17 protein-coding genes and 1 riboswitch are annotated in these 18,073 nt (G+C 55.1%); of the genes, 7 read left to right on the top strand and 10 right to left on the bottom strand.

Annotated elements, in window-relative coordinates:
* Positions 1-17: 17 nt before the first annotated feature.
* A complete protein-coding gene (locus tag ABYA77_RS05005) occupies positions 18-1,592 on the top strand; it encodes a PAS domain-containing methyl-accepting chemotaxis protein (RefSeq protein ID WP_372964848.1) in 1,575 nt (524 codons plus the stop codon).
* Positions 1,593-1,761: 169 nt separating this feature from the next.
* Positions 1,762-3,156, top strand: a complete 1,395-nt coding sequence (locus ABYA77_RS05000; RefSeq protein ID WP_372964847.1) for a sodium-dependent transporter — start codon at positions 1,762-1,764, stop codon at positions 3,154-3,156.
* Between the two features lie 109 nt (positions 3,157-3,265).
* Here ABYA77_RS05000 and ABYA77_RS04995 read toward each other — a convergent pair whose 3' ends face one another.
* From ABYA77_RS04995 to cobT, 5 genes are all read right to left on the bottom strand, one after another.
* Positions 3,266-3,844: a QsdR family transcriptional regulator gene (locus tag ABYA77_RS04995; protein WP_372964846.1), complete on the bottom strand. Its 579-nt coding sequence runs from the start codon at positions 3,842-3,844 to the stop codon at positions 3,266-3,268.
* A gap of 63 nt (positions 3,845-3,907) precedes the next feature.
* A complete protein-coding gene (locus ABYA77_RS04990) occupies positions 3,908-4,630 on the bottom strand; it encodes a 3'-5' exonuclease (protein ID WP_372964845.1) in 723 nt (240 codons plus the stop codon).
* Positions 4,623-6,497, bottom strand: coding sequence for a putative nucleotidyltransferase substrate binding domain-containing protein (locus tag ABYA77_RS04985; protein WP_372964844.1), 1,875 nt, complete (start codon positions 6,495-6,497; stop codon positions 4,623-4,625). Before ABYA77_RS04985 ends, ABYA77_RS04990 begins: the two co-directional genes overlap by 8 nt.
* A 64-nt stretch (positions 6,498-6,561) precedes the next feature.
* On the bottom strand, positions 6,562-7,158 hold the full coding sequence (locus ABYA77_RS04980) for a histidine phosphatase family protein (RefSeq protein WP_372964843.1): 597 nt from the start codon (positions 7,156-7,158) through the stop codon (positions 6,562-6,564).
* Positions 7,159-7,165: 7 nt separating this feature from the next.
* A complete protein-coding gene (gene cobT, locus ABYA77_RS04975) occupies positions 7,166-8,218 on the bottom strand; it encodes a nicotinate-nucleotide--dimethylbenzimidazole phosphoribosyltransferase (RefSeq protein ID WP_372964892.1) in 1,053 nt (350 codons plus the stop codon).
* A 158-nt stretch (positions 8,219-8,376) separates the two neighbouring features.
* Positions 8,377-8,581: riboswitch (cobalamin riboswitch) on the top strand.
* Positions 8,582-8,737: 156 nt separating this feature from the next.
* Here cobT and ABYA77_RS04970 point away from each other — a divergent pair.
* From ABYA77_RS04970 to ABYA77_RS04955, 4 genes are read left to right on the top strand one after another with little or no spacing between them, the layout of a single operon-like run.
* Positions 8,738-10,570, top strand: a complete 1,833-nt coding sequence (locus ABYA77_RS04970) for a TonB-dependent receptor plug domain-containing protein (protein ID WP_372964842.1) — start codon at positions 8,738-8,740, stop codon at positions 10,568-10,570.
* Between the two features lie 30 nt (positions 10,571-10,600).
* Positions 10,601-11,485: a cobalamin-binding protein gene (locus ABYA77_RS04965; RefSeq protein WP_372964841.1), complete on the top strand. Its 885-nt coding sequence runs from the start codon at positions 10,601-10,603 to the stop codon at positions 11,483-11,485.
* Position 11,486: 1 nt separating this feature from the next.
* On the top strand, positions 11,487-12,446 hold the full coding sequence (locus ABYA77_RS04960; RefSeq protein WP_372964891.1) for a FecCD family ABC transporter permease: 960 nt from the start codon (positions 11,487-11,489) through the stop codon (positions 12,444-12,446).
* 23 nt (positions 12,447-12,469) lie between these two features.
* The gene (locus ABYA77_RS04955; RefSeq protein ID WP_372964890.1) at positions 12,470-13,240 is read left to right on the top strand and encodes an ABC transporter ATP-binding protein; all 771 of its coding nucleotides are present in this window, start codon (positions 12,470-12,472) and stop codon (positions 13,238-13,240) included.
* A gap of 12 nt (positions 13,241-13,252) precedes the next feature.
* Here the strand turns inward: ABYA77_RS04955 and ABYA77_RS04950 are convergent, their stop codons facing one another.
* Positions 13,253-13,672 (bottom strand): hypothetical protein, encoded by a 420-nt coding sequence (locus tag ABYA77_RS04950; protein ID WP_372964840.1) that lies wholly within the window; start codon positions 13,670-13,672, stop codon positions 13,253-13,255.
* 16 nt (positions 13,673-13,688) lie between these two features.
* Complete coding sequence (locus ABYA77_RS04945; protein ID WP_372964839.1) at positions 13,689-14,267, bottom strand: nucleotidyltransferase domain-containing protein; 579 nt, start codon at positions 14,265-14,267, stop codon at positions 13,689-13,691.
* Positions 14,268-14,378: 111 nt separating this feature from the next.
* Here ABYA77_RS04945 and ABYA77_RS04940 point away from each other — a divergent pair, with 111 nt between their 5' ends.
* A complete protein-coding gene (locus tag ABYA77_RS04940) occupies positions 14,379-15,050 on the top strand; it encodes a DNA-3-methyladenine glycosylase I (protein ID WP_372964889.1) in 672 nt (223 codons plus the stop codon).
* 12 nt (positions 15,051-15,062) lie between these two features.
* Here ABYA77_RS04940 and cobS read toward each other — a convergent pair whose 3' ends face one another.
* From cobS to ABYA77_RS04925, 3 genes are all read right to left on the bottom strand, one after another.
* On the bottom strand, positions 15,063-15,821 hold the full coding sequence (gene cobS, locus ABYA77_RS04935; protein ID WP_372964838.1) for an adenosylcobinamide-GDP ribazoletransferase: 759 nt from the start codon (positions 15,819-15,821) through the stop codon (positions 15,063-15,065).
* Between the two features lie 93 nt (positions 15,822-15,914).
* On the bottom strand, positions 15,915-17,312 hold the full coding sequence (locus ABYA77_RS04930) for an ATP-binding protein (RefSeq protein ID WP_372964837.1): 1,398 nt from the start codon (positions 17,310-17,312) through the stop codon (positions 15,915-15,917).
* A complete protein-coding gene (locus tag ABYA77_RS04925) occupies positions 17,309-17,995 on the bottom strand; it encodes a response regulator transcription factor (protein WP_372964836.1) in 687 nt (228 codons plus the stop codon). The genes ABYA77_RS04930 and ABYA77_RS04925 overlap by 4 nt, the downstream gene beginning before the upstream one ends.
* Between the last annotated feature and the right edge of the window lie 78 nt (positions 17,996-18,073).

The raw sequence follows: 18,073 nt of genomic DNA, 5'->3' as shown, positions 1-18,073 counted from the left end.
ACGGGACACTCTTTTTCATGCGTAAGAATCTCCCCGTCACCCAGCGGGAAATACAGATACCTGCAGGCATGCGGCTGATCAGTACGACGACTCTCAAAGGTGTAATCACCTACTGTAATGATGATTTTGAGACCATCAGCGGGTACACCCGTGAAGAGTTGATCGGCCAGGCACATAATCTGGTTCGCCACCCGGATATGCCTCAGGCAACGTTCGCCAGTATGTGGGACTATCTCAAGGCGGGTAAACCCTGGATGGGTCTGGTTAAGAACCGGACGAAATCCGGTGATCATTACTGGGTCAGCGCCTATGTGACGCCAATCTGGGAGAGCGACCAGATGGTTGGCTATGAGTCTGTGCGTATCGCGGCAACTCGCGAGCAGATCGCCCGTGCGGACCGTCTCTATGCCAGGCTGTCGGAAGGCCACCTTCCATCGTTGTTAGGTGGCCGAATCGCCTCTATTACACGGTCTGGCTGGCCCATTATAGTGTCTTTGGTGCTGACGCTGGCGGCTCTGGAATATACAACGCCGGCATGGGCTGCTGCGGTCGCAGTGGGTGGTCACGTTCTGGCTATGGTGCTTGTGTTCGGCTCATTGAGCAAACGGTTGAATAATTTGCTGGGACTTTGTCCTGATGCGTTCCGGGATCCGTTAATTGCCCGAACATACAGTGATGAACAGGGCTTGTTGTCCCGGCTTGGGTTGGTGTTAATCAGCGAAGACGCGCGCGTGCGAACGGCGCTGGCAAGAATAGATGATCAGGCTGAAGCTCTGGATGCTCAGGCGCAAGACTCTCATAAATACATCGTGGAGGGCGCTGCTGCTATTGCGCGCCAGAGGGCTGAAACGGATCAGACCGCATCGGCGATCAATGAGATGACGGCGTCTATTCAGGAAGTCACCTCGGCGGTTGCTGAGAACGCTCAGGAGGCAGAACAGGCAAATCGCCTGGCCCATGACGGCAGTGCCCGTAGTGGTGAAGCTTTGGTGGCTATAGAACAGCTGGTTGAGCGGGTCAGCAGCATAGGAGAGTCTGTTACCCGGTTGGGTGAATCCACCCGCACTATAGGTGAGGCCGCCGATCTGATCTCGGATATTGCTGACCAGACCAATCTGCTGGCACTGAACGCAGCAATTGAAGCTGCCCGGGCTGGTGAGCAAGGGCGTGGCTTTGCTGTGGTTGCGGATGAAGTGCGCTCATTGGCCCAGCGTACCCGGGAATCTACGGTGAAAATCCATGAAGTGATTGAAGGCTTCAAAACCCAGGTAGATGAAACCATCGAAGCGGTCCACTCGGGTGAAACGATTGCTGGTGAGGGGCTGGCCAGGGTAAAAGGTGCAGCCGAATCGCTAAATGCGATTGTCGGTTCTGTGGATGCTATTTCTGACAGTTTCATCACTATGTCCGCAGCGTTTGAGGAGCAGAGTCAGGTTTCGGAGGAGATTAATCAGCAAATCGTGAACATTGCCGGCCTGGCGGATCAAAGTGATGAACAGGCTGAGGCAGCTCGCAGCAGCAGTGAGAAACTCAGTACTATGTCCCGCGGGTTGAAAGACCTGATCACAAGATTTATCAAGAAAAACCGTTAAATGGTGGTGAGTTGGGCCGAAAATGGCCCTGTGTTCCTCTCTTGAATAGCGTGCCAGCACTGGCATCCCATTGCCAGTGCTGGCAGAATCCCGCCCCAACTGCTCGGAGCATTTATTCCGGCGCGCAAGATTCGCAGTTTCCTCAGCCAAAAGCACAGGAAGAAAACACATGACACAGTCTAACTCTCCATCAGCCAGTGACTCCGGCGTTCGTGGGCTCTGGTCGTCCAGACTTGCATTTATTCTGGCGGCTACCGGGTCTGCCGTTGGTTTAGGTAACGTCTGGAAGTTCCCGTATGTAACCGGCGAGAACGGTGGCGGTGCCTTTGTTCTGGTTTATCTGCTTTGTATTGCCATTATCGGTGTTCCTATCATGATGGCGGAAGTGTTCATTGGCCGGAATGGCCGCCATAACCCAATCAGCAGTTTCCGGCTGGTTGCCGAACGCAACCTGGCTTCTCCGGCCTGGCGTATTTCTGCGATTGTCGGCATGCTTGCTGCGTTCATCATTCTTTCGTTTTATTCAGTGATTGGTGGCTGGGCCGCGTCCTATATCGGCCATGCTGCCATGGGTGATTTTGCAGGGGCGACCGGGGATTCCGTCGGCGCTTTGTTTTCTGGTTTGCTGGCTAGCCCGGAAAAGCTTCTGGCTTGGCACACATTGTTTATGGTGTTGGTCGTGCTGGTGGTGTCTCAAGGCCTGAAAGGCGGGCTTGAGAGGGCGGTAACTATCCTGATGCCTGCACTGTTCATCCTGCTGTTAGTTGTTGTGGGTTATGCCACAACAACAGGCCACTTCGGAGAGGCTGTCAGTTTCCTGTTCACTCCGAACTTTAGCGCGCTGACGATGAAAGGCGTTCTTGTTGCCCTGGGCCATGCGTTCTTCACTCTGAGTTTGGGTATGGTCATTATGATGGCTTACGGGTCTTACCTGAGCCGTGATGTCCATATCGGCCGTACCGCCGTGAGCGTTGCCCTGATGGATACGGTGGTTGCGCTGATGGCTGGCCTTGCTATCTTCCCGATTGTCTTTGCGAACGGGCTGGAAGCGAGTGAAGGTCCGGGCCTGATCTTTGTTACTTTGCCTTTGGCGTTTGGCCATATGCCGATGGGTGACCTGTTTGGTACCCTGTTCTTTGTTCTGCTGCTGTTTGCTGCCTGGACTTCCGGCATCTCCCTTTTGGAGCCGGTGGTTGAGTGGGTGGAAGAGAGAACCAGCATGTCCCGTACAGGTAGTGCCATTTTTGCCGGTGGTTTTTGCTGGGCGCTCGGAATTGTGTCAATCCTGTCTCTGAACCTATGGTCTGACGTGACGCCGCTGGGCATGTTTTCAGCCTTTGAAGGTAAGACCATTTTTGATCTGCTGGACTACTTCACCGCAAATATTATGCTGCCGCTATCCGGGCTGCTGACAGCCCTGTTTGTGGGCTGGTTTGTCGCTAAGGAGTCTCTGAAAGCCGATCTGGCAATGGATGGTCGTGCGTTCACGCTTTGGTTTAACTTGATCCGGTATGTCACACCGGTAGCCGTTGTGATTGTATTTGTTTATAACCTGATCGGATGATCAGAAAGCAAATTCAAGTAGCAGAAAACCCGGCGCTGTCATCAGTGCCGGGTTTTTTGTCTGAATATCAGTACTCACCAGGCTCATTTTCGTCGTCATCCTGGCTGGATTAAACCTTGCCGCCGAGCAGTATTCGCACAGCCGTGCAGGCGTCTTCAAGCTCCTCTTCCCTGGGTTCCCGGCCGCCAATAATGTCGCTGTACAGACAGGACTCTGCAATACGAACCATGAAGTAAGACAGGCTCTGAATGTTCATAGGCGGGCTAAGGTGCCCGGTACGAACTTCATCTTTAAGTAAGCGGGTATTTACTTCAACGGTACGGGCATGCAGAGTCGAGTGGGAGGACGTCAGCATTTTCAGCGCGTATTCCGGGTCTTGATGCAGGAACTTTCGCAGTGGCGAAAAGTGCAGGATGGTGGTGTTGATATGGCGAAAAACGCCAACAACGTAGTCAACACCATGGCCGGGAGTAATGTCGCGTGCTTCTTTGTAAAGCGGCTCGTAAAGAGACCAGAGGATTTCTCCGATCAGCAGATCTCGGGTGCCAACCCACCGGAACAGGGTGGCACGGCTAATGCCCAGGTCGTCCGCGAGGGCAGCCAGACTGATCTTTTCCCCTTTTAACCACATTCGACGGGCGCGTTTAAAGGCGTCCAGAGGGGTTGTTTTGATGATTGGCTCGGTCACTTTTGGCTCTTCGGTTGATTTGGCCTCATTCTATCTGGTGCGACGGGCTTGGGCTATGGCCCTTTATACCCACAAATCGCCGATGGGTGTATCCGGGCTGAAGTGGTAGGCTATTTGCGCCTGCAGCAGTTCGGCAGTGGCAATGGCATCGATTAAGGCATTATGTCCGGCGTAGTGGGGTAATCCGTAGCGAATGCGGCTGTCCGCCAGGCGGATCGAGATGGGTTTTTTACCGACAAGTTGCTGCCAGCGAGTGGGTCTCCGGTTGGGATGGAGATGGGCTTCGATAGCCATGGTGTCGATGACCGGGAAACGAACCACTTCGTTCAGCCGCCACTGCAGAGCCGCGTTGAGGAACGGTCGTTCGATGTTGCGGTAGTGAACCACAGGAATGCGCCCGGTAAGGCGTTCGAAGAGTGTGTCGAGCACGTCTTCGAGATCGGGGGCGTCGTCAATTTCGGCGTGGGTAATGCCATGGATGGTGATGGATTTTTGGTGAAGCGGCAGCTTTGGGCGCACGATCTGGTGCCAGGCTTTGCCAAGCTGTATGCCATCAAGTGTAAACGGGACTAGCCCAATGCTGACAATCGAGTGCTGGCTGACATCCAGCCCGGTGGTTTCAAAGTCCAGAGCCACCATGGGCACATCCCGCATGGGTGTGTCTGGACTGGGACAACCGGCTTCGTAGAAAGCCTGGATTCTCGGGTCCCGTGCCGTTTGTGCCTGTTTCCGGTAATTTTCCGGCCAATTCTGGCCATCGTTTCTGCTTTTAATGGTGTTAGGCATTCCTTGCGGTCCCTGCGTTGTAGCGGAATCTCAGGAATTTCTGTGCGTTGCTGACGATCTGGAAGGCGTCTTTCAGGTGACTGCGCTCGAAAGGCGACAGGTCTTCCGGGCGAACGTTGTTGTCGGGTTCCCGGCCTTCTTCGATGGCCAGAGCCTGGTGGCGAACACGAACGATGGAGATGAATTCCAGAGCATCCCGTAGGTTTCCCGCGTCGTCGTCTACCAAGAGTTTGGTGTTGGCGATGTCTTTCAGGCGTTCAAATGAGTTTTGGGAGCGGGAGCCGCAGGCCAGTGCATGAACGCGGATCAGGTCTGATAGAGGTGCGGTGCCCCGGCGTTTCAGGTTGAAGGTTTTCTGATGTTTACCGTCCTCTTCCAGTACGAAAGTGCGGAAGAAGCCCAGTGGTGGTGTACGGTTCAGGGCGTTTCGGGCGAGCAGGGTGAGGAACCGCTGGCTGTTAGAGGCTTTCTCGGCGACTAATGTTTTCAGCTGTTCGGCAAAGTCGGTTTCACCATAGATGCCATCCAGATCGAAGAAAATATTGCTGTTCAGCAGGGTCTGAGCATTGGGATTATCAATCCATTCGGTGAAGTATTGCTTCCAGACACGAAGGGGTTGGCGCCATCTGGGGTTGGTAGCCATGATGTCGCCCGTGCAGTAAGTGTAACCGCACTCAGCGAGCCCGTCTGAGACAAATCTGGCAAGGGCCAGGAAGTATTCATCATGTTCTTCGGGAATGAAGCTGTCGTCCAGAATCAGGGCGTTATCCTGGTCAGTCACTACCAGTTGTTCGTCCCGGGCCATGGAGCCAAGTGCCATGTAGCAGTATGGAACAGGTGGTGGACCAAGTTTTTCTTCGCCGAGTTCCAGCAGGCGCTGGCTGAAGCTTCGGCCAATACCCGCCATGGCACTGCCTACCATGTGAGAATTGGCATCTTCATTGACCATGCGGACGAAGCTGTCCCGGACGTCCAGGCTGATTCGCTTCAGGCCCTTTATATCTTGCTGGTGGTAAATGTTGCTCACCAGATACAGGCTGCTTTGGCTTTCGTATTTGACGATATCAGAGAGTGCCACTACGCCACGTACTTCATCACCGTCCATCACCGGAAGATGGTGAACGTTGTTGTGCAACATGGTGAGCATGGCTTCAAAAATGAACGAGCGGGCGCTGATAGTAATTAAGCCCTCCGTCATGATTTCGCTGATCGGGGTTTCAGATGCCAATGCGTTACAGATGGCTCTTGTGCGCAGATCGCGGTCGGTGATGATGCCCTGGAGTTTTGGAGTATCGCCGCTTTCATCCATCAGCAACAGAGCGGAAACGCCGTGCTCGGTCATGATCCTGGCTGCTTCCTGAAGCCTGACGGTGGTTGGTGCAGAGACCAGTGCCCGGGAGATCAGTCGGGTAACTTTAGCGGTCATCAGTTGATTGGACTTTTCCCGGCGGGATACGGCAGAGCGCAGGCGGCTGTGGTCTTCTATCTCGACAAAGTCCGCGAAGTTTTCATCATGCTCCCAAAGGTAGTGAAAGACTTCGTCGGGAATTTTGTAGATCAGGCAGTCTTCAATGGCTTTAACGGGAAAACGAACTTTTTTGTTCATCATCAGACCAAACTGGCCGAAGATCTCTCCCTCACCTACCCGGCTGTATAATTCACCGGAGCGGCGGAAAACCTCGACAGCGCCGCTGCGAATGTAATGCAGGCAGTGCGCTTGCTGGCCCAGTTCCACAATTTGTGTGCCGGCACGAAAGTAGACCACCTCAATGCTTGTGACGATGCGATCCAGCAGTTCATCTGACATCTCATCAAAAGGTGCGTATTGGGTAATGTGATTTCGGATATCCAGCAGTTCGGCCTGCATGCTATCTCCAGCGAGTGCGAGTTCTGGCCAAACTATAGCAGCTGTCCAGGCATGATGCTGATGCTCAGGGCTGGTGGCTGATCAGGCTGCGGATGACCCCAAATTCAGACTGGTCAATTTGAAGGCGGCTGCGGCAGGCGTAGGGCACAGCAAAACCGACAAACGACTTTTCAAGGGGAATGCCCAGCACGTCTGCCAGAATCATGCGGATGACACCGCCATGACAGACGACCAGCACGCTTTGTCCGGCTAATTTCTGCTGCCAGTCATTGAAGCTCCGGGTGACCCGGTCATAGAACCCGTTGACAGGTTCGCCGCCGGGGGGGATGAAGTTGATAGAGTCCTGCCAGAACCGGTTGAGGTGATCGCCATAACGTTCTCCGACCTGTTCGGCGGTCATTCCTTCCCATTCGCCAAAGCCAATTTCACGAAGTCCGTTATCTATATGCAGCGGAATTTGTCGCTGCCCGGAAAGTTGTTCCGCAAACTGTTGGCAGCGTGCCATAGGGGAGCTGATGATGACATCCCAGTGATCACTGTTGCTGATAGCTGACGCCATTTGTTGCCAACCCTTGTGGCTTAACGGGTCATCCTTGCTGCCGCGGAACATCGGGCCGCCTTCTGGCTCACCATGGCGAATCAGGTCAATAACGGTGGTCATATTGGCTCTACTCTTTAGATTTCTCACTGACATTGGCATCGGCAAAGCTGGCCATATAGTTGTGCAAAGCACAGGCAGAACGCAAGAGCGGCACGGCTACAGCGGCACCACTTCCCTCGCCTAACCGCATGCCGAGATCAAGTAAGGGTGAAGCACCCAGAGCTTCGAGCACTGCATTGTGGCCGGGTTCGGCTGAACGGTGGCCAAAGATCAGCCAGTCACGTACGTCGGGCTGCTGGCGTACGGCAATCAGGGCGGCGGTTGAAACGATAAAACCATCAACCAGTACTGGAATGCCGCGGGCAGCACACCCCATGATTGCGCCCGTCAGGCCGGCAATTTCAAAACCACCGAGTGAGGCCAGTATGCTCAGGGCGTCGTTGCTGTCACCATGACGGGAAAGGGCTTTTTCAACGACCCGGGCTTTATGTGCAACACCCTTCGAATTCAGGCCAGTGCCCGGGCCAACCAGTTGTTGCGGGCAATGACCCAGCAATGCGCAAGCGATGGCCGCGGCACTGGTGGTGTTGCCAATCCCCATATCTCCCCCGATAAACAGTCGGCTTCCAGCCTCGGTGGCTCGCTGGGCTGCGCTGTCACCGGATATAAGAGCCGCTTCAGCCTGTTTGTTGGTCATGGCGACTTTCTGCACTATATTGCCCGTACACGGTGCAATAACTTCGTTGATCACTCCGGACGCCTCAGGGACTGCGCCAACCGTACCTAGATTAACCACCTCCAGGCTGGCACCTAGCTCTTTAGCCATGACACTGATGGCAGCGCCACCGTGCGTGAAATTGGTCATCATCTGACTGGTCACGGCTTGCGGAAAGGCAGAGATACCCTCCTCGCATACGCCGTGGTCGCCAGCAAAAACAACTATGCGTACTGGGTCAACGGCAGGTTTTTCGCTGCGGCTAAGCCCGGCCAGATCAATAGCGATCTGCTCTAGCTTGCCCAGCGATCCGGGTGGCTTCGTGAGTATTTTCTGACGGGCCAGGGCAAGCTCTGAATGAGCGCCAGATGGTTTTTCCGGTGCTTGAAGCCAGCTGTCAGGCAGAGGCATGGGATGGTCCTTATGGTGAAAAAGTCGGGCGATGGTCTATCCGTCGCTGGAGCCTGTCAAGTTGGAGCGTTTGTGTCAGACAGAGGGAATTGTCGGATCTCATTGACCAATCTGGGCTCGGTTGGTAGCCTTGCCCTCGCTTTCAGGTGCTCCCCTAGTTCGTGCTGACAGGCCATGATCGCACGGAAACCGGGAGTGAAACGGGAAGCCGGTGAGAACCCGGCGCTGCCCCCGCAACGGTAAGCAGGTCAAAGGTAATCCAATGCGCCACTGTGCCAAAAGGCATGGGAAGGTGATTACCCGGAGCAAAGGCTCCACCTGTAAGCCCGGAGACCGGCCTGAAGCTCGGAGCTTGATACTCTATACACCAGACGTTGCGGAGGGCAGCGGCGGTGGGTGAATCCGGCCAGCCAACATCTCAAGCGCCCTCCACCCCCGTTATCCCTTTATATCTTCCTCCGCAGTTAACATAACCAATCGTACGGGTGCGTGCGGTGCGCAGTGAGAGAAGACATGAACCCTTCAAAAAAGATTCCCGCTTTGTTGTTCTTACCTTTGGCGTTACCTGTTGCTGCAACTGAGCAGAGTGAACACTCGCTGAATCAGGAGCCTATTGTGGTGACTGCCACTCTTGGGCCGAAGACAGTAGGGGAGAGTTTGTCTTCAGTGACGGTCATTGATCAATCTGATATCGAGCGCCAACAACCAGCGGAGTTCCAGGATCTGCTCCGGGGGCAGCCCGGTGTGAATGTGGTATCTGACGGTAGTTATGGAAAATCGACCAGTCTTTTTCTTCGTGGTGCAGGTAGTTCCAGCACCGTTTTGTTACTGGATGGCATTCGTTTGCGATCCGGTACTCTGGGTATTCCACCATGGCAGTTCCTGCCTCCGGAATTAATGGGGCGAGTTGAGCTGGTTCGGGGCGCCAAGAGCTCGCTCTATGGCGCGGATGCTGTCGGGGGTGTTGTTCAGGCCTTCACGCTGGACCCGCAAGCGGATCGCCAGGCCTGGGCAGACGTCTCTGCCGGTTCCCATAAAACTCGTGAGGCCTCAGTAGGTGTTGCGGGTAAAAAAGGGCAAACGTCTATGCTGGCAAACGTAGTTTATTCCGATACGGATGGCACTGATCTGCGAGCTGGTGGCGATGATAAGGGGTATCGTAATACCGGAGGCCTGGCCAAGATCAGCCACCGCTTTGATCAGGGCGGTGGCGCTGGCGTAACCGTCTTCCAGTCCGAAGGTAATACTGAATTTGAAGGCGGTGATACCGATTATATGATCCGTGCTGCCGGCTTGTACGTTGAGGCGGTAGCCAGTGACTACTGGCGTACTCGTATCCAGTTCTCGGAAGCTCGGGACGAGCAGGAAACCTTTGGCTCATACCCGAGTGTCTACAACACCCTGTCCCGCTCTGCCCGCTGGGATAACACTCTGACGGCCGGAGTGCATGAATTTGTGCTGGGTTCCGAGGTCATGGTTGACGAGGTTGAAGGTACTGAGAACTTTACTGAAACCAGTCGAACTAACGCAGCCGTGTTTGGTCAGAGCAGGTTGAATTTCGGGGCCAGCGATTTGCTGCTGAGCCTGCGACTGGATGATAACGAAGCCTATGGCAAAGAGGAGACCGGCGGCATCGCATTCGGCCACCAGTTTGACCGTTCGCACCGGGTCCGGTTGAGCTATGCGACGTCTTTCAGGGCGCCCACCTTCAACGACTTGTATCTTGCTACTCCATACTACACCGGTAATCCGGAGCTGGATGCAGAACAGGGACAGATGGTCGAACTGGGCGTTTCAGGGCGTTACGAGCGTTGGTTCTGGGATATGGCGGTTTACCAGAACGATGTGGATGACCTGATCACCTATGTATCAGATCCGGTGACCTGGCAGGGCACTATGGACAATGTAGAGACTGCGAGGATCCGGGGCGTGGAGTTGTCATCCGGCTTTGAGACGGGCACCTGGGACATTGCTGCTGCTTTGACTTATGCAGACACGGAAAACCGGGATACGGGTACCCGCCTGCCCCGCCGGGCTGAGAAAACGGCTCGACTGGATATCGATAGACTGTTTTCGCAATGGTCGGTTGGTGCTAGCCTGATTGCTGAAAGCAATCGCTATAATGATGCCGCCAACGCCAGTCTTTTGCCGGGTTATGGCACGGTGGATCTTCGGGCGGCCTGGACTTTCTTGCCTGGGTGGTCGGCCAGTTTCAAGGTCGATAATGTGCTTGACCGGCGCTACACCACCAGTCTTGGCAGTGATAGTGTGACTTTCGAACCCTTCGATTATCTGGCCGCAGGGCGTACGTACATGGCTAGTGTGCGCTATGATTTCAGTCGGTAAGGTACTTAGCCAGAAAGGTATTTTTTTCTGATGACAGCTCGCGGCCTCACTGCCTTGATGGCTATCCTGCTGGCACCTTTCGCGGTGCAGGCAGAAGTGCTGTGTGTCCGCGATGCTCTGCAACAGGATGTCTGCCTGCCGGGGCCGGCCACCCGGATTGTTTCGTTGTCTCCCGGCGCCACCGAATTGTTGTTCTCGGCTGGAGCCGGAGACAAGCTGGTGGGCGTTGGTGCCTGGAGTGATTACCCGCCAGAGGCCAAACAGCTGCCTAGGGTGGGCGATAGCAGTCGGCTGGATCTGGAGGTAATTCTGACCATGCAGCCAGATCTGACAGTGGCATGGGTAGATGGTAACCCCAGGCAGCAGGTAGAACGACTGGAGCAGTTGGGGCTACGGGTTTTCTGGTTATCGCCGAGGGAGTTTGAAGATATACCTTTGACCATTGAGCGCCTTGGTGTCCTGGCGGGTACTTCTGGAGTGGCACAATCCGAAGCCCTTTCGTTCCGGCAAGGCATTCACGAACTGAAAGAGCATTACCGTAACGCCGAGCCTGTCCGGGTGTTCTTCCAGGTCTGGGATCAGCCACTGATGACCATCAATCAGGATGAGTTGATTGGCAAGGCTATCGAGCTGTGTGGTGGTATCAATGTGTTCGGTCACCTGCCCCGGCTGGTGCCTCGAATCAGTACCGAAGCAGTTTTGGAGGCAGCACCAGAGGTAGTTGTGACCTCTGGCCGTGAAGGCAATGACCGTGAGTGGCTGGAAGACTGGCAAGCATACCCGGGTATGCCGGCCGTCGCAGCCGGTAATCTCTTTCTTGAGCCGCCCGATCTGTTGGCTCGCCCTACAGTTCGAATGCTCGAAGGCGTAAGCCACCTGTGCCAGACGCTGGAGATTGCCCGTGGTCGCCTCTAGTGTGGTGCGGCCATTACTCGCGTTACTGCTGATCAGTATTGTGGCGGTTACTACTGCCGTTGCCGTAGGCAGTGCCCACGTGGGTATTAGCAAAGTGATGTGGGTGTTCGCAGGGGGGGGGACGGAGCTGGAGCGTACCCTGATTCTGGACCTGCGCCTGCCGCGGGTTCTCAGCGCTTTTGCAACGGGTGGCTTGTTGGCGGTGGCTGGCGCACTGATGCAAGTGCTATTGCGCAATCCTTTGGCAGACCCCTACGTGCTTGGCTTGTCCGGGGGCGCCGCCGTAGGCGCCCTGCTGGCTATGCTGGCGGGTATGGCGGGTTTGGTTGTTTCCGGTTCGGCCTTTGTCGGTGCCATGTTGGCAACGTTGCTGGTGTTTGGCCTGGCCCATGGCAGCGGTAGCTGGACACCGTCCCGGTTGCTGCTCACCGGAGTCGTTGTGGCTGCTGGATGGGGAGCTCTGATTACCTTGATTCTCGCGATGACACCGGCAGCCCGGTTGCCGGGCATGCTGTACTGGTTGATGGGCGATCTTTCCCACTCAGGTCGGCCCTGGACCGGCCTGATAGTGTTATTGCTGGTGTGTGTACTGGTGTTGCCTCTTGGCCGGAGTCTGAACGTTCTGGCCCGGGGTTCTATGCAGGCCGCGGCGTTGGGCGTTTCGGTGCGGCCGCTTGAATGGCTGGTGTATCTGCTGGCCAGTTTGCTGACAGCTACTGCGGTGACCATGGCCGGAGCCGTCGGCTTTGTCGGTTTGGTCGTGCCCCATATGCTACGGCTGGTTTTGGGCAATGATCAGCGTTTGATTCTGCCTGCGTGTGCGTTGGCCGGGGGGATTCTTCTGGTTCTGGCGGACACGCTGGCACGAGTAGTGATTGCGCCTGAACAGTTGCCGGTTGGTGTGATTACCGCATTGCTGGGGGTGCCGACCTTCCTCTACCTGCTGCACCGGAGCCGCTGATGAGTGTCAGTAATCGCCCCGCGATGCAATGGCTCAGCACGCAGGATTTAGTCGTGGATATCGTAGGTCGCAAGGATGGCTCACCCCTGAACCTGAATATTGAATCTGGGCAGATTTGGGGCGTGCTAGGCCCTAATGGGGCAGGTAAAACGACTCTGCTTCACACCCTTGCTGGCTTACGCGCCCCCCGAAGCGGGCGCCTGTTTTTAGGCCAGCAGGCCATTGCTGACATGAGGCGTAAAGACGTTTCTCGGCAGCTTGGGCTGGTTTTCCAGGATCATCAGGATGGTTTTCCGGCAACGGTACTGGAAACCGTTCTGACCGGCCGGCACCCCTGGCTTTCGCTTTGGCAGATGGAAACAGCGGAAGACCTGTCAGCGGCCGAAGAGGCGTTAGCGGATTTGGATGTACTTCATCTGCGAGACCGATTGGTAAGCACGCTGTCCGGCGGTGAACGTCAACGAGTCGCCATTGCGACTCTTATGACCCAGTCTCCCCATACTTTGCTGCTGGATGAACCCAGTAATCATCTGGATTTGCATCATCAGGTTGCTGTGATGGAGCTATTAACGAGGCAGGCCGAAAGTGGTCGGGCAGTGTTTATGTGCCTGCACGATTTAAACCTGGCAGCACGGTGGTGTAATCACTTGTTGTTAATGTATCCCAATGGCGAAGCCTGTTGGGGGTCTGCTGAGCAGATGTTGGTGCCGGCTGCACTGGAGAAGTTGTATAACCAGCGGCTGGAAACGATAGACATGAACGGCACACCGTTCTTTGTTCCGGCACGATCCTGATTCCCGAGTCATTCAGCCTTTAATCGGCGCCAACTTTTCCACCATCACCTGCAACTCGCGGGTGATGGCAATCAATTCCTTCAACAGTTGTGGATTCACATCCATATGCCCTTCGTATTCGGCAAGGTTCCGGGCCGAATGGCATTTATCCAGGACACGCCATTTTGCATTCGGCAAACCGACCGTGTGTTGCAGGCACTGAAACACAATATAGCGACTTTCTGAACGGTAACCGTGCCAGCGGAGCGCGGCGAGTGACAGTGCGTGGGCAGCACTGTAGGCGAGAGAAAACTGACTGTCTTCTGACAGGCCTTCTATACAGGCATCTTTGAGCTTTGCTTCTGCTGCTCTCAGCATGCCGTTAAATTCCCGTGCATCGGGCGGTTCAGCTTTGAGGCGACGTATTTTTACCAGGTTGTCGAGTGCTTCCATGCGAGGGCTCAGTGGTTTAGCTGTTGAAGTTAAGCTCGAGACGGGGTTGTTCCATCACCCGGGTTACAAAACTCTGGTTATCAGCAATGCGTTTCTCGAACTCTTCGGGGGAGTATAACGTGGGATTGATGGTTCTTTGAAGCTGTTGCTCCGCAGGCGCCAGCAGTTCCATGATATCGCTGTAGCTGAGATCGTGGCCGATCAGCATCAGGTCTATGTCGCTTCCGGCGTGGGCCTCGCCTTTGGCGACAGAACCATAGATAAAGGCCTGCTCGAGAGTGTCTGCCACCGGCAGCAGTGCATTTTTCAGAACTTCAGAAATGCCAAAGGTTTTCTGAACGATATGGGCCAGTTCATGGAAAATCGGGTTATCCCGGTTGGCCTGATAATGGTTTTGATTACCCTGGCGGGTCATAATTACCAATCCGGAGTCGGTGAGTTTGGCCAGTTCCCGGGCCACCGAGCCCCGGCCAACCTGAGCCAGTCGTACCAGTTCGTTCAGGTACAGGCTTTGGTCTGGCTGACCATACAGCAGCGCAAGCAGGCGCTGTTGGGTCTTGGTAAACAGGGCATCGCCGATGTTGATTGCGGGCATGGGTGGGTTCACTTTTAAAGACTCAATTTGGGTACTTTAGTCCCTGATCCGGGGACTTTCAACCCCATATTGGGGATTATGATACCCAATATGGGGTTAGGTGAGGTGTTTATGGAGTTTTCTGCGTTTTACCAGCAGGCCGTCGCCCGAAAAGGCGGTGAGCCAGCCCTGAAATCCATGCTGCCAGCGGTGCCGGAGAAGGCGCGGTTGATGGAGGTAAGTGACGACCGTTACCTGTCTCTGATGACGAGTTGCATTTTCAGGGCTGGCTTTGTCTGGCGGGTGATTGATAACAAATGGCCAGACTTTGAAGCCGCCTTTGAGGGCTTCGTGCCCGCGTACTGGCAGCAGGTACCGGTGGAGACTCTGGAGCAGTTGGCGGCGGATACGCGGATTGTTCGTAATATGCAGAAGATCCGCACCGTCCCGGAAAATGCTCGGATGATTATGGATGTGGTGCAGGGGTACGGCAGTTTTGGCCGGTTTCTGGCGGAATGGCCCAATGAAGATCAGGTGGGTCTGTTGCTGTATCTGAAACGTAACGGCGCCCGGTTGGGGGGCAACTCAGCCCAGTATTTTTTGCGCCAGGCGGGTTGGGACGGATTCATTATGTCTCATGATGTGGTGACGGCCTTAACCCGGGCCAATATTCTGGATGCGTCACCGTCCAGCAAGAAAGGGCTGGCTCAGGCTCAGCAGGCGTTCAATCAATGGCACAAGGAGACAGGCCTGCCCATCAGCCATTTATCTAAAATTGTTTCGTTTACTGTGGATAACGGATAAGCCGGCCACAGTTCACAAAAACAGCAGCAGCACCAGTTCGCTGAACACCACGCTCGCGCCCAAGGCGTCTCCGGTATAGCCGCCCAACTGGCTGCGCAGGTAAGCCCCCCAACACAGAGCCACCAGCAGGACGGCTGGCAGAGTGCCGATGATCAGCAGCGGATGCCAGAACGACAGCCCGGCGCTCAGCACCAGCACGAAGCCCGCGGCGATCATCAGCCGGGTTGTTGAAAAACCATCTGCTACGGGTTTGGACTTGCTTTTATCCGGATCTGTTACGTAACTCATGGTGGTCATCAATAGCAGTGGTGTCAGCCTGGAAATGGCGGGTGCGGCCAACAACGCCAGCCAGATATGACGGGTTTCTGCCAATAACGTTACTTTTAATAGCAAGGCCATCACCAGCGCTACGGTGCCATAGGTGCCTATGCGGCTGTCTTTCATGATCTCCAGCCGTTTTTCAACGGTGTAGCCGCCTCCAAGGGCGTCAACGCTGTCGGCCAGGCCGTCTTCATGAAATGCGCCGGTAATAAACAGGTGCACAGTGGTGACCAGAATAATGGCAACCCAAGGGCTGGCGATCAGTGAGAATACCGAGAAAGTCACTGCGTAGATAACGCCGAGCAGCAGACCAACCAACGGAAAGTAAAGGCTGCTTTGGTTCATCAAACGCTGAGAATATGTGATTCTGGCCAACATGGGAATGCGTGTCAGAAACCCAACGGCTAACCAGAATGCCTGCCATTCGTTACTGGGGGATGGGGTCGCCATGAAAACTCCGTTGATCTGCAAGGCGGGCATTGTACCTTCTGGCCTGGATGGATTCGCGCCTTTCCCGGGCTACCTCATCGATAACCGGGTGGGTTAATTTGCGGCTTTAGACGGAATCCATACGGTTACACAAAGTCCGGGTTCCAGGTCAGCTCTTCCTGTCAGTGTCAGCTGGCCTCCGTGGAGTTCTGCAATGCGACGGGCAATGGCCAGACCGAGCCCGGCTCCGGCGCCTTGCCGTTGGTCAAGTCGTGTGAAGCGGCTGAGCGCCCGCTCCCGATCCTCCAGGGGAATGCCCGGCCCTTGATCGCAGATGATGACCATAAAGCCGTCGCCCTGTTTCCGCATGGTGGTGCTCACCCTGGTACCCGGGGGACTGTATTGAATAGCATTGGCCAGCAGTGAGCGCATCATGGTTGTGATAAGTGCGCTGTGGCAGCTCACTATGGCAAGTGTGCATGTGTTGTCCAGTTCCGGTTCGATCTGTTTTTTCAGGGCCAGAGGGGCAACATCAGCAATGCTCTGCTCCACCAGCTCTGCCAGATTCCGGGGCTCGGGGCGGAAATCAACACCGGCATCCACTTTACTTAACAGCAACAGTTGTTCAACAAGGTGGACCATGCGATCAACGGAGGCGGTGAGCTTTTCAAATTCTCCGGGATAGCGTTCTGCTTGTTGCTCCAGGTTCAAGCGTAATGCTGTCAAAGGCGTTCGTAATTCATGAGCCGCATCGGCAGAGAATCTACGCTCCCTTTCGAGAGCCTGATTCAGTCGTCTCAGCAGGCCATTGACCGCATGGACTAGGCCTGCGACTTCACGGGGGGTCTGATGGTCATCCAGCGGGTGGATATTTTCGGGTGCCATATTGCGCACGGGCCTTTCAAGCTTCCGTAACGGTTGAAAGCCCAACTGGATGGAGCCGGCCACGGCCAGCGCGAGCAATGGTAGAGCGATCAGGAAAGGCAGAACATTACCCGCAGCAATCTCTTGGCTGAGTTCGGCCCGGACATCTGCTCGTTGGGCCGATCGTATCCAGAAGCCTGTCGCCGGATCGACCAGGGTGAAGGTGCGCCACTGATAGCCGGAAACCTCCTGCCAGGCGAATCCTGGCTGGAGCTCCGGTTCAACATTAGCGCGCAGGGTATCCAGGATGGGTTGACCATCCGGTGTCCACACCTCAAAAGCGAGTTTGCGTTCGTATTTGTGGCCGGCGCCATCAGCGAGAATTTCGTCTTCTTCTTCATCACCCTGATAGGCGCTTTCCGGCAGTTCAAGCGCTCGGGACAGCGTGTATGAGAGTTGTTCTATCGACTGGGTTCCGGACAGGTGCTCTATCAGACCCTGAACAATCCGGGTGCTTTGAGCAAGTTCGGCGTCGAATAGTTCTTCCATCTGATGATCACTGACGTAATAGCCCCAGCCAGCGGCGATCAATGTGATAAAAAAAACCGTGCCAGTTACCAGCAGAGTCAGTTTGCGAGTCAGGTTCATCCTTTGGGTTCCTTGCTCGCGGCTTCACTGTCCAGCAGATATCCAACACCTCTGAGTGTTCGGATAGCAGTTTTTCCGATCCTTCGGCGAAGGTGGTGCACGTGAACCTCCAGGGCATTGCTTTCAGCACCCGGTTCCCAGCCATACAACTGCTCTTCCAGACGGCGGCGGGTAGCTACCTGGTCGGGATGACGCATCAGATAGTGCAGTATCTGGAGCTCGCTTCTGGGTAGCGTTACGGAGTCATGACCGATCGTCAGGTTACCTGTGTCCGGATTCAGCGTGAGGCAACCGACACGGATTCCGGCAGATGGGCTTTCTGCCCATCCTCGTCGGGTAACGGCTCTGATACGAGCTTTTAACTCCGCCATAGCAAAGGGTTTGGTGAGATAATCGTCAGCGCCAGAATCCAGACCTTGCAGTTTTTCATCCAGATCAGCTCTTGCCGTGAGAATGATAATCGGCGTCTGATTGCCTTGCTGACGACTGCGGCGAACGATATCCAGCCCGTCTACTCTTGGTAGTGTGAGGTCCAGAATGACGAGATCAAAGTGTTCATCGGCGAGCGCGTTGAGCGCTTTCTGACCATCATCAATCCAGTCTACAGTATTTTGGTCTTCCCGCAGCATATCGAGCATGGTGCGGGCCAGCAGGTGGTCATCTTCTACCAGGAGTATGCGCATCAAACGTCGTCCGTTGCGGAAAAGTGCTCACGTTGAGTGTAATGGATTCAGGTACAAGGAAAATACTCTACGCCGTCT

Source organism: Marinobacter sp. (assembly GCF_041595835.1).
GTDB lineage: Bacteria > Pseudomonadota > Gammaproteobacteria > Pseudomonadales > Oleiphilaceae > Marinobacter.
This window is presented reverse-complemented; position numbering and strand designations above follow the sequence as displayed.

Bases quoted from the DNA above. Each gene is read 5' to 3' on its own strand.
- ABYA77_RS05000 (WP_372964847.1), top strand. From the start codon at position 1,762: ATGACACAGTCTAACTCTCCATCAGCCAGTGACTCCGGCGTTCGTGGG.
- ABYA77_RS04945 (WP_372964839.1), bottom strand. From the start codon at position 14,267: ATGCCCGCAATCAACATCGGCGATGCCCTGTTTACCAAGACCCAACAG.
- ABYA77_RS04930 (WP_372964837.1), bottom strand. From the start codon at position 17,312: ATGAACCTGACTCGCAAACTGACTCTGCTGGTAACTGGCACGGTTTTT.
- ABYA77_RS04955 (WP_372964890.1), top strand. From the start codon at position 12,470: ATGCAATGGCTCAGCACGCAGGATTTAGTCGTGGATATCGTAGGTCGC.
- ABYA77_RS04970 (WP_372964842.1), top strand. From the start codon at position 8,738: ATGAACCCTTCAAAAAAGATTCCCGCTTTGTTGTTCTTACCTTTGGCG.
- cobS (WP_372964838.1), bottom strand. From the start codon at position 15,821: ATGGCGACCCCATCCCCCAGTAACGAATGGCAGGCATTCTGGTTAGCC.
- ABYA77_RS04940 (WP_372964889.1), top strand. From the start codon at position 14,379: ATGGAGTTTTCTGCGTTTTACCAGCAGGCCGTCGCCCGAAAAGGCGGT.
- ABYA77_RS04985 (WP_372964844.1), bottom strand. From the start codon at position 6,497: ATGCAGGCCGAACTGCTGGATATCCGAAATCACATTACCCAATACGCA.
- ABYA77_RS05005 (WP_372964848.1), top strand. From the start codon at position 18: ATGCGTAAGAATCTCCCCGTCACCCAGCGGGAAATACAGATACCTGCA.
- ABYA77_RS04950 (WP_372964840.1), bottom strand. From the start codon at position 13,672: ATGGAAGCACTCGACAACCTGGTAAAAATACGTCGCCTCAAAGCTGAA.
- ABYA77_RS04965 (WP_372964841.1), top strand. From the start codon at position 10,601: ATGACAGCTCGCGGCCTCACTGCCTTGATGGCTATCCTGCTGGCACCT.
- ABYA77_RS04980 (WP_372964843.1), bottom strand. From the start codon at position 7,158: ATGACCACCGTTATTGACCTGATTCGCCATGGTGAGCCAGAAGGCGGC.
- ABYA77_RS04925 (WP_372964836.1), bottom strand. From the start codon at position 17,995: ATGCGCATACTCCTGGTAGAAGATGACCACCTGCTGGCCCGCACCATG.
- ABYA77_RS04990 (WP_372964845.1), bottom strand. From the start codon at position 4,630: ATGCCTAACACCATTAAAAGCAGAAACGATGGCCAGAATTGGCCGGAA.